The organism is Amycolatopsis echigonensis (assembly GCF_002846615.1).
GTDB lineage: Bacteria > Actinomycetota > Actinomycetes > Mycobacteriales > Pseudonocardiaceae > Amycolatopsis > Amycolatopsis echigonensis.
The window spans coordinates 175291-185877 of sequence record NZ_PJMY01000003.1 but is presented as its reverse complement, the minus strand read 5'-3'; the positions used below and the strand labels follow the sequence as shown (position 1 = coordinate 185877).

Sequence of the window (10587 nt, the reverse complement as noted above, 5' to 3'; positions counted from 1 at the left end):
CGTCACCCACCCAGATGTGAGAACTACCGGAGGAAAACGTGGCACTTCCCCAGCTGACAGAGGAACAGCGTGCTGCGGCGCTGGAGAAGGCCGCCGCCGCCCGCCGCATCCGTGCTGAGCTGAAGGAGCGGCTGAAGCGGGGCGGTACCACTCTGGTCGACGTGCTGAAGCAGGCCGAGGAGAACGAAGTTCTCGGCAAGATGAAGGTTTCGGCCTTGCTCGAGGCGCTCCCCGGCGTCGGCAAGGTCCGGGCCCAGCAGACGATGGAACGACTGGAGATCGCCCCCAGCCGCAGGCTCCGCGGGCTCGGCGACCGGCAGCGCAAGGCGCTGCTGGCCGAGTTCAGCGGCGAGTGAGCGGCGTCGGTCAGGACTACCCGGTGACCCGGGGCGCCGACCGCGGCAGTGAGCCGGTGGCGGGGGAAGTCTCCCGCCCCCGGCTCACCGTCGTCTCCGGCCCGTCCGGTGTCGGGAAGTCGAGTGTGGTGGGACAGCTGCGCCGGCTCGAGCCGAACCTGTACTTCAGCGTTTCGGTGACGACGCGGGCGCCGCGGCCGGGCGAGGTAGACGGAAACCATTACCACTTCGTGGATTCCGCCGAATTCGACCGGATGGTGGCCGGGAACCGGCTGCTGGAGTGGGCCGAGTTCGCGGGCAACCGGTACGGGACGCCGCGCGAGCCGGTGGAGAAGGCGCTCGCGGACGGCCGTCCGGCGGTGCTGGAGATCGAACTGCAGGGCGCCCGCCAGGTCCGGGCCGCGATGCCGGACGCGCGGCTGGTCATGCTGATGCCGCCGTCCTGGGAAGAACTCGTCGGCAGGCTCACCGGCCGGGGCACCGAGTCCGAGGCCGCGGTGGCCGCCCGGCTGGCCGAGGCGGAACGCGAACTGGCCGCGGCGGGTGAGTTCGACGAACGGGTCGTGAACGCCGACGTCGAGGTCGCCGCGCGGCGGTTGCTAGACTTGATTACCGGCGGTGGCGAATCCGCCGCCGATCGATGTGACGATACGGAGCAGCACGAGTGACTGTGCAACAGGCGACGCTGGAAGAGCTCGAAGGCATCACCAACCCGCCGATCGACGACCTGCTCGACAAGGTCTCCTCGAAGTACGCGCTGGTGATCTACTCGGCCAAGCGGGCCCGGCAGATCAACGACTACTACGCGCAGCTGGGCGAGGGCCTGCTGGAGTACGTGGGCCCGCTGGTCGAGCCCGGCCCCCGCGAGAAGCCGCTGTCGATCGCGCTGCGCGAGATCCACGGCGGGCTGCTCGAGCACACCGAGGGTGAGTGACGCCAGGCCCAGGGTCGTCCTGGGCGTGGGCGGCGGCATCGCCGCCTACAAGGCGTGCGAGGTCCTGCGGGGCCTCACCGAATCCGGCCACGACGTCCGCGTCGTGCCCACCGAGGCCGCGCTGAACTTCGTCGGCGCGGCGACCTTCGAGGCACTGTCCGGGAACCCGGTGCACACCGGGGTCTTCACCGAGGTGCCCGAGGTGCAGCACGTGCGGGTCGGCAAAGAGGCCGACCTCGTGCTGGTCGTCCCGGCGACCGCGAACCTGCTGGCCAAGGCCGCGCACGGGCTCGCCGACGACCTCCTGACGAACACCCTGCTCACCGCCCGGTGCCCGGTCGCCTTCTTCCCGGCGATGCACACGGAGATGTGGGAGCATCCGGCCACCCGCGACAACGTGGCGCTGCTGCGCTCGCGCGGCATGGTCGTCACCGAACCCGCCGCCGGCAGGCTGACCGGCGTCGACACCGGCAAGGGACGGCTCGCCGACCCGGCCGAGATCGTCGACCTGGCCCGGCTGCTGCTCGCCGAGCCCCGCGCGCTGCCGCGGGACCTCGAAGGCCTGCGCGTGGTGATCTCCGCGGGCGGCACGCGCGAACCGCTCGACCCGGTCCGCTACCTGGGCAACCGCTCGTCCGGCAAACAGGGCTTCGCGCTCGCCCGGGTCGCCGCGCAGCGCGGGGCCGACGTCACGCTGGTCGCCGGGCACACCGACGCCCTGCCGTCCCCGGCGGGCGCGACGCTGCGGCGCGTGTCCACCGCGGAGGAGATGCGCAAAGCCGTGCACGCCGCCGCGGCCGACGCGGATGTCGTCGTGATGGCCGCCGCGGTCGCGGATTTCCGGCCCGCCACCCGGGCCGACCACAAGATCAAGAAGTCCGACGACAGCCCGGATCCGGTCATCACGCTCGACCGCAACGCGGACATTCTCGCCGAACTGGTGCAAGGACGGCGTTCCGGGCAGATCGTGGTCGGGTTCGCCGCGGAAACCGGCGACGAGAACGGCAGTGTGCTCGACCACGCCCGCGCCAAGCTCCGCCGCAAGGGCGCGGATCTGCTGGTGGTCAACGCGGTCGGCGACGGCAAGGCGTTCGGCACCGAGGACAATTCGGGCTGGCTGCTCGCCTCGGACGGCACCGAGCAGGTCATCCCGCAGGGCGCCAAAGCCCGGCTGGCGGCCACATTGTGGGATGCCGTAACAGCGTTGATTCAACGTCGACTGTAGCTACAGGCCCGCTGGGTAGGGTGGGTCGTGCCAGGAGCGCCTGAAATCCGGTGGGGCGCCGAAGCGAGACCGAGGGAAGTGACGAGGTCGTGTCTGCGTCCACGAAAAGGCTGTTCACGTCGGAATCCGTGACGGAGGGCCACCCCGACAAGATCTGTGACGCCATCAGCGACTCGATCCTCGACGGCCTGCTGACCAAGGACCCGCGCAGCCGGGTCGCCGTCGAGACCCTGATCACGACGGGCCAGGTGCACGTCGCGGGCGAGGTGACGACCGAGGCGTACGCGGACATCCCCACCATCGTGCGGGACGTCATCCTGCGCATCGGGTACGACTCGTCGGCCAAGGGCTTCGACGGCAACTCTTGCGGCGTGAACGTGGCGATCGGGTCGCAGTCCCCGGACATCGCCCAGGGCGTCGACACCGCGTACGAGTCGCGCGTGGAGTCGGACGAGGACGAGATCAACCGCCAGGGCGCGGGCGACCAGGGCCTGATGTTCGGCTACGCCTGCTCGGACACGCCGGAGCTGATGCCGCTGCCGATCGCGCTCGCGCACCGGCTGTCGCGCCGGCTGACCGCGGTCCGCAAGGACGGCGTGCTGCCGTACCTGCGCCCGGACGGCAAGACCCAGGTCACCATCGAGTACGCGGGCGAACAGCCGGTGCGGCTCGACACCGTCGTCGTGTCCACCCAGCACGCGGACGGGATCGACCTGGAGCAGATGCTCGGGGTCGACGTGAAGAAGCACGTGGTGGAGCCGGAGCTGGCCGAGCTGGGCCTCGACACCGACAGCACGCGCCTGCTGGTGAACCCCACCGGCCGCTTCGTGATCGGCGGCCCGATGGGCGACGCCGGGCTCACCGGCCGCAAGATCATCGTCGACACCTACGGCGGCATGGCCCGCCACGGCGGCGGCGCGTTCTCCGGCAAGGACCCGTCCAAGGTGGACCGCTCGGCCGCGTACGCGATGCGCTGGGTGGCCAAGAACGTGGTCGCCGCGGGCCTGGCCGGACGGGTCGAGGTGCAGGTGGCGTACGCGATCGGCAAGGCCGCCCCGGTGGGCCTGTTCGTCGAGACCTTCGGCACCGAAACGGTCGACCCGACGAAGATCCAGTCGGCCATCAGCGAGGTCTTCGACCTGCGTCCCGCCGCGATCATCCGCGACCTGGACCTGTTGCGCCCGATCTACGCCCCGACCGCGGCGTACGGCCACTTCGGCCGCCCCGACCTGGACCTGCCGTGGGAAAGCACCGCCCGGGCAGACGCGCTGCGCTCCCTGGCCGGTGCCTGACCTTCGGTTGTCCGTGAAGGGCCCCGTGCGGGGAATCTGATCCCCCGCACGGGGCCCTTCACGCAATCAGCACCGGTGCGCCCCGCCGCGCCCGTTCCCTCGACGACAGGACTGTCAGCCCAGTCTGGTAGAGATCTTCTGGTGACCAGCTCCGAACCCACCCCCCTATGGGACCTCCCGGAGCCTCCGCGCTCCGCCCCGGAGCCGAAGGCCACCCCGGCGAAGAAGACGGCCCGCAAACCCGCCCGCTCCCGCAAAGGCCAGCAAAACCCCGCCCCCGAACTCCCGGTCGCGAAGATCGCCGTAGACATCCCCCTTGCCCACCTGGACCGCACCTTCGACTATCAGGTCCCGGAAAAACTGCACGAATCCGCGGTGCCCGGCTGCCGGGTCCGAGTACGCTTCGCCGGGCAACTCGTCGACGGCTACCTCATCGAACGCACCGACACGACGGAATACGAGCGAAAACTCGCGTACCTGGAGCGGGTCACCTCTAGCGAACCCGTCCTCCCGCCCTCGTTGCACGCCGTCTGCCGCTCGGTAGCCGATCGCTACGCCGGAACTCTGTCCGACGTCCTGCGCCTCGCCCTGCCGCCTCGACACGCGAAGGTAGAGGGCGAGCCGCCCGCGGAACCGGCCCCCGCGCCGGACGCGCCGGAGGTGTCCGCCTGGTCCCGGTATCAACGCGGCGAAGCCTTTCTGGAAGCAGTAGCGGAAGGCCGCCCGGCCAACGCGGTCTGGCAAGCCCTCCCCGGCGAGGACTGGCCCCGTCGCCTCGCCGAAGCGGCCGCCACCGCGGCGGCTCAAGGCCGAGGCGCGGTCTTGGTGGTGCCGGACCACCGCGACCTCACCCGAGTGCACGACGCGTGCATCGAACTGGTGGGGGAGAAGGGCGTCGCGGCGCTGATCGCCGGTTTGGGACCGGCCGAACGGTACCGCCGCTGGCTTTCCGTGCTGCGCGGCGCGGTCCGCGTGGTAGTCGGCACTCGCGCGGCGATGTTCGCGCCTGTCGCCGATCCTGGTCTGTTCGTCGTCTGGGACGACGGCGACGATCTGCACCTGGATCCGCATGCCCCGTACCCGCACGTGCGGGATGTGCTGATGGATCGGGCCCACGCCACGAAATCGGCTTTCCTGGTCGGCGGATTCGCCCGGACCGCCGAGGCTCAGCTGCTCGTGGAATCCGGCTGGGCACAACAGATCCAGGCCGATCGTGCCGAACTCCGGGCCGCTGCCCCGCGCGTGACTCCGGTCGGCGAGGACTTCGACGTGGCGCGCGACGAGGCCGCCCGGGTCGCCCGTCTGCCCGCGGTCGCTTTCGAAGCCGCCCGCCAAGCTTTCGCCGCCGGATTGCCGGCCTTGGTGCAAGTCCCGCGTCGCGGGTACGTCCCCGGATTGTCCTGCGGCCAATGCCGAACGCCCGCCCACTGCCGCCGCTGCGCCGGTCCGCTCGCGTTGCCCGGCGGTTCACAGGACGGTGCCCCGCGTCCGCCCGCCTGCCGGTGGTGCGGTGTCCCGGAGACCGCTTTCCGTTGCCCTGCTTGCGGTTCCGTCCGGCTGCGGGCCGTGGTCGTCGGCGCGAAACGCACTGCCGAAGAACTGGGCCGGGCATTCCCCGGGGTGCCGGTCCGGACCTCCGGTGCGACCGAAGTCCTGGCGACTGTCCCGGGCCGCCCGGCGCTCGTGGTCTGCACGCCCGGCGCGGAGCCAGTCGCCGAAGGCGGTTACGGCGCGGCGCTGCTGCTGGACGGCTGGGCGCTGCTCGGACGGCAGGATCTGCGCGCCGCGGAAGAAACTCTCCGCCGCTGGATGGCTGCCGGCGCCCTGGTCCGCCCGGCGTCGAGCGGGGGCCGGGTGATCGTCGGCGCGGAAGCCGGATTGGCGGTCGTGCAGGCCCTGGTGCGCTGGGATCCGGGGTGGCACGCGAGCCAGGAACTGGAGCAACGCCGGGAGCTGGGTTTCCCGCCCGCGACGCGGATGGCGAGCGTCGAGGGAAGCCCGGCCGCGGTGGCGAGCGTGCTCGACGACCTCCCGCTGCCGGAGAGCGGCGAGGTGCTGGGCCCGGTCCCGCTGGGCGATTACGACGACGAAGGCAACGCGGAACGGGAGCGGGCGCTGGTACGGGTGGCCCGCCCGGACGGCCGCGCCCTGGCGACGGTGGTGCGCGACGCGGTGGCCCGCCGCGATGCCCGCAAGGCGGTGGAGCCGGTGCGGGTGCAGCTGGACCCGTTGGACTTGATTTAGGCGGTGGCCCAGCGCGGGGTGTCACGGGCCTCGGCCGCGCCGCTTGCCGACGGTGGTGCGCGCGACGCGGTGGCCCGCCGGGATGCCCGGAAGACGGTCGAGCCAGCATGGGGTGCGACAGCCCTCGGCGGCGGCTCGCTCGACTGGACGGTCAGTTCCCGCGCCGGTGCCGAGGTGTTCCAAGGCCGCGTGCGGAAGGCGACAGGGCGCGGCAGGACGGCTCGCGATGCCTCGCGCTCCGGGTGAATCAGCGTGACCGCGACGGGATCCGCTGAACCTGCTCCAGCCGACGGCTCATTCCTGCGCCGGTGCTGAGGTGCTCAAGGTCGCGTGCGGAAGGCGACAGGGCGCGGCAGGACGGCTCGCCATGCCCCGCGCTCCGGGTGAATCAGCGTGACCGCGACGGGATCCGCTGAACCTGCTCCAGCCGACCGCTTCTCCCCGCGCCGATGCCGAGGCACGCAAGGCCGCGTGCAGAAGCCGACAGCGCGCGGCACGACAGCTCGCCACGCCCCCACTCCGGGCGAATCAGCGCGACCGCGACGGGATCCGCTGAACCCGCTCCAGTCAACCGCTCATTCCCGCGCCCAACCCCGCGATTGAAGCGGATTTCCGTACTACTGCTCGGTTTCCGTTTGAACCGCTTCATCCCGGGGTGTATTGGGGACGTGAAAAACGGGGGAGGGGCGCGGTCGCGCAGGGTAGCCGGTTGCTCCGTTCGCGGGGCCGGGCTGCGGCATTCGCCGTCTTCGCGGCTACCCGGCGCGCACTTACCCTTGAGGCCGGGCGGACAAGATCAGGACCGCGGCCCGGACCGGCTCCGGGCCGACCGTCCGCTCGCGTGCCTCGTGCCCGGTCCTGCGGACAGGAGTCGGCGTTGATGGGCGACGTCTCGATCCGGCCGGCTGAGCAGGCGGACCTCGCGGCGCTGGCGGAGATCCTCGGCGATCGGGGATTCTTCGAGGACCGGTTCACCCGGCAGGCGAAGGGGCTCGGCGTCCTGTTCACCGCGTGGTGCTCCGCGCGACCGGTCGGCGCGGTGTACCTGTGGCTGGAGGACGCCGAGGAGCCGCCGATCCGCGGCCACCTGCCGGGCGTTCCGCTGCTGAACCACCTGGAAGTGGCTCCGGACGCGCGCAACCGCGGCATCGGCGCGGCTCTGGTCCGCGCGGCCGAGGAGTACCTGGTCGGTCACGGCCACGCGCTCGGCGCGCTCGCGGTCCGCACGGACAACACGCGCGCCGCCCGGCTGTACCGTCGCCTCGGCTACCACGACTGGGGCCACGGCACGGTCGTGTGCTACGCCGAGCGCGTTTTCCCGGACGGGCGCACGGTTTCCGAGGCCGAGCGCTGCCACGTGCTGGTGAAAAGACTGCCGGACGACCGTCCCGCACCGCTCGCCAGCCGCACCTGCGGCGAACGCTGAACCTTCAGGATTTGTGCACGATCTCCGCGATCCCCAGCGTGCCGAACGCGGCGTCCGGATCGCTCGCCGAACCGTGCCGCGCGCGCAGCGACAGGAGATGCGTGTGCCATGCTTCCCGGTCGTCCTGCCAGGCGCGCAGGTAGTCGACGCACAGGTCCGGCTCGATCAGCAGGCTGCGGCCGAGCGCGGCCTTCAACGCGGCGACCATCCGGTCCTCGTGCGCGCCGGTCAGGTGCGGTGCGTCCTGGACCTGGCGCAGCGTGGTGCGGATGAACGCCCGGCGGCTTTTCAGGAAGTCCTTCCAGTACCCGGCGTTCGCGTCGGCGATGCCGAGACCGTTGTCCAGCAGGCAGTAGACGCCCTCGGCGAGCGTGTCGCCCAGCTCCTCCGACCGGGCGCGCATGGTGTCGCGATAGGGGTCGTAGTCGCCCTGGTACGCGGTCCCGGTGACCGCGGTGGCCCGCAGGCCGGTGCCGCTGAGGAGAAAGAACCAGTCCTCGTTGTAGATGTCCGGGAAGAACGAGGAGAACGCGTCTCGCCCGACCGCCAGTGCGCCGCCGCCGACGAACGTGTCCTGCTGTCCGCCGGAATCGCGGTAGGCGTGACACACCACGGAGTTGTCCGGCATTCCGGTGTTGGCGAGGCCGACCGCCGCGTACTCGTCGAGCAGACCCGCCGCCGCGCGCAGGTCGCCGGGGCGCGAGAGATGGATGTCGTCGTCGAGGAAAAGGATCCGCTGCCAGCCCGCGAGGTCGGCGACGAGCACGCCGAGGTTGCGCTTGAAACTGGTGTCGGCCCGGCGCAGCATGCGTTTCGCCTGCTGCTGCAGAAGCTTGTTCGTCTCGAACGGCGGCACGGCGCCGAGACCGGCGGCCTCGTCGGTGTCGATCGCGCGGACTCGCACTCCGGCGCGTTTCGCGGCGAGCACCGCGTCGGTCGCGCGCGCGTTTTTGCTGCACAGCAACAGAAGCGTGGCGTCGAGTTCGCGGGCGGCGCGGAAAGCGTCCTTGAGGTAGGCGGCGGGACGGCCGTTGGGCACGACGATCGCGTCCAGCTGGGCCTGCGGCGCGTCTTCGGCGGCGACGTGATGCAGCAGGCGCTGATGCGTCGTGTGCTGCGCCGGCGCTGCGACGGTCGCGGTCATGGAAGGCTCGATTCTGGCCACTCGTGCAGCCGGTTTTCGGGCAGGGTCCAGTCAGGCGTCAGCCCTTGGTTGTCGAAGACCGGGACCCGGCTGATGATGCTGAAGGAATCCGCGCCCGCGAAGCGCCGGTCGAGGTAAGCCTGGTTGCGGTCGCGGAAGCGGCGGTCGGTCAGCGCTCGTACAGCCCCGAGGGTGCCGCGGCTGTACATCCCGTTGCACACGGTCACAGTGCGCTTGCGGTTGAGCGGGCTGACGCCGTGGTAGAAGTGCGCGACGTCCTCGAGCAGGACGCCATCGCGCAGTTTGGCGCTGAACCGCTGGGTCGTCCCGTCCGGGCGGGTCACCTCGAACCCGCTGTCCAGCTCCTCCTCGTCGCCCTTGCGGCTGATCTGGCGGACCGGCACGTCGACCCGGTCGAGCAGGGCGCGGGTCTGCGGGTTCCAGTCGACGCCGCCGAGCAGCACCAGGTGCGCGGTGTACTCGTCCGCCGACAGCGTCGTGTTCTGGTCGGTGGTGCGGAAGGTGACGTTGCTCGCCGGGTTGCACGCGCGGATGTGGCCGTAGAGCTCCAGCAGCGCGTCCGGGTCGGCGTAGGTGTAGAGGTTCACGAAGTCCGGGCTGGACGGGTCGGTGTAGGCGATGCGGTACTTCTCCGGCAGCTGCGCGCAGACGATCACGATGTCCTGGTTCGGCGGGAAGTGCCACAGGCTCGCCGGGGCGAAGACCGGCTGGGCGGGCGGGTCGTCGAGGTCGCCGCGCAGCGCCTGCAGCTCCGCGAGCAGTTCCTTGCGGACGGTGTGCTCCTCGTCCGTCAGGTCCGCGACGTCCAGGAGATGAAGTTTCGGGCCCTGCACCGAACGGCGGGTGGCGAAGAAGGTCGCGTACGCCTCGAGCCGCGGCGGCGGGGGCGTCACCGGTTTCGCCACGTTCTCCCACGACGACAGCAGGCCGGTGCTCACGCCGAAGGCCTCGGCGAGCTGCTTCTGGGTGAGCACCACGTCGGACCAGCTCTCCTTGCGCAGAGTGCGCAGTCGAGCGGCGAGCGCGGGGTTGGGCTGAGACACGACTTCAGACCCTTCAGTGAAGTTCAGTCAGGCGTGAATGGCGGGGATTCTACACCCGGGAGGCCGGAGTCGCCGGACGGGCCGGGGTCGAGTGTCGGCGGCGGTTCAGGGGTTGCCTATCGCGGGCCAGGCCGGCAGGTGAAGCGAAGATGTCGGGTGCGCGACACCATTGTTTCAGTACCGGCCCAGCCTTATAGTAGCTGCTGTGAAAGTCTACTAGATTTCAGTAGCTTCCTGAAATAAGGGGGCGGTCATGGACACGTCAGCAGTACAGGCACCAGTTCACCGAGCCATCGTGGTGGTCGACATCGAAGGGTCGACCACGCGCACGAACCCGGCTCGGGCCGGGCTCCGTTCGGTCCTGTTCGCCCTGCTCGACGAGGCGTTCCGGGCCGGCGGCATCACGGAGGAGTTCCGGGATCCGTTCGTCGACCGCGGCGACGGAGCGCTGTGCCTCGTCCGCCCGGTCGACGAGGTGCCGAAGACGGTCCTGCTCGCCCGCGTGGTGCCCGCGCTGGCCGAACTGCTCGCCCGGCACGGCGACCAGGACCCCGAACTGGCCTTCCGGCTGAGGGTTTCGGTGCACGCCGGCGAGGTGCACTACGACGCGCACGGACCGTACGGCGAGGACATCGACATCGCCTGCCGGCTCCTCGACGCCCCTGATCTGAGACGCAGGCTGCGCGCTTCCTCGGGCCCGCTCGCGCTGGTCGTCTCGAACGCCATCCACCGCTCGGTCGTCCGGCACGGCTACGCCGGGATCGACCGCAGCTCCTTCGCGCACGCCTTCCGCGTGCGCGTCGGCGGGCAGCGGACCCGGGGCTGGGTCCGCACCACCGACGCCGTCCGGCCGGGAGCGGGACTGATCGCCTGACCGGTCCGGCCGACGACGAGGAGGGGGG

10 protein-coding genes are annotated in these 10587 nt (G+C 71.0%); 8 read left to right on the top strand and 2 right to left on the bottom strand.

Features of this window, described 5'->3' with window-relative positions; genetic code table 11:
- Positions 1-38: 38 nt before the first annotated feature.
- The 7 genes from mihF (at position 39) to ATK30_RS05290 (ending at position 7477) form a co-directional block, all read left to right on the top strand.
- On the top strand, positions 39-356 hold the full coding sequence (gene mihF, locus ATK30_RS05320) for an integration host factor, actinobacterial type (protein ID WP_003096398.1): 318 nt from the start codon (positions 39-41) through the stop codon (positions 354-356).
- On the top strand, positions 353-1024 hold the full coding sequence (gmk, locus tag ATK30_RS05315) for a guanylate kinase (RefSeq protein ID WP_101434578.1): 672 nt from the start codon (positions 353-355) through the stop codon (positions 1022-1024). The genes mihF and gmk overlap by 4 nt, the downstream gene beginning before the upstream one ends.
- Positions 1021-1290 (top strand): DNA-directed RNA polymerase subunit omega, encoded by a 270-nt coding sequence (rpoZ, locus tag ATK30_RS05310; protein ID WP_101434577.1) that lies wholly within the window; start codon positions 1021-1023, stop codon positions 1288-1290. Before gmk ends, rpoZ begins: the two co-directional genes overlap by 4 nt.
- Positions 1283-2515 carry a bifunctional phosphopantothenoylcysteine decarboxylase/phosphopantothenate--cysteine ligase CoaBC gene (coaBC, locus tag ATK30_RS05305; RefSeq protein WP_167441837.1) on the top strand — a complete coding sequence of 411 codons (1233 nt, stop codon included), beginning with the start codon at positions 1283-1285 and terminating at the stop codon, positions 2513-2515. The genes rpoZ and coaBC overlap by 8 nt, the downstream gene beginning before the upstream one ends.
- An 89-nt stretch (positions 2516-2604) precedes the next feature.
- Positions 2605-3807, top strand: coding sequence for a methionine adenosyltransferase (metK, locus tag ATK30_RS05300; RefSeq protein ID WP_167441836.1), 1203 nt, complete (start codon positions 2605-2607; stop codon positions 3805-3807).
- A 141-nt stretch (positions 3808-3948) separates the two neighbouring features.
- Positions 3949-6051 (top strand): primosomal protein N', encoded by a 2103-nt coding sequence (locus tag ATK30_RS05295; RefSeq protein ID WP_101434576.1) that lies wholly within the window; start codon positions 3949-3951, stop codon positions 6049-6051.
- A gap of 880 nt (positions 6052-6931) precedes the next feature.
- A complete protein-coding gene (locus tag ATK30_RS05290) occupies positions 6932-7477 on the top strand; it encodes a GNAT family N-acetyltransferase (RefSeq protein ID WP_101434575.1) in 546 nt (181 codons plus the stop codon).
- A 4-nt stretch (positions 7478-7481) separates the two neighbouring features.
- Here ATK30_RS05290 and ATK30_RS05285 read toward each other — a convergent pair whose 3' ends face one another.
- Both ATK30_RS05285 and ATK30_RS05280 read right to left on the bottom strand, forming a co-directional pair.
- Positions 7482-8621 carry a hypothetical protein gene (locus tag ATK30_RS05285; protein ID WP_101434574.1) on the bottom strand — a complete coding sequence of 380 codons (1140 nt, stop codon included), beginning with the start codon at positions 8619-8621 and terminating at the stop codon, positions 7482-7484.
- Positions 8618-9685 (bottom strand): helix-turn-helix domain-containing protein, encoded by a 1068-nt coding sequence (locus ATK30_RS05280; RefSeq protein ID WP_101434573.1) that lies wholly within the window; start codon positions 9683-9685, stop codon positions 8618-8620. Before ATK30_RS05280 ends, ATK30_RS05285 begins: the two co-directional genes overlap by 4 nt.
- Positions 9686-9938: 253 nt before the next feature.
- Here ATK30_RS05280 and ATK30_RS05275 point away from each other — a divergent pair, with 253 nt between their 5' ends.
- Entirely contained in the window at positions 9939-10559 is a 621-nt protein-coding gene (locus ATK30_RS05275; protein ID WP_101434572.1) for a hypothetical protein, read from the top strand.
- Positions 10560-10587 lie beyond the last annotated feature (28 nt).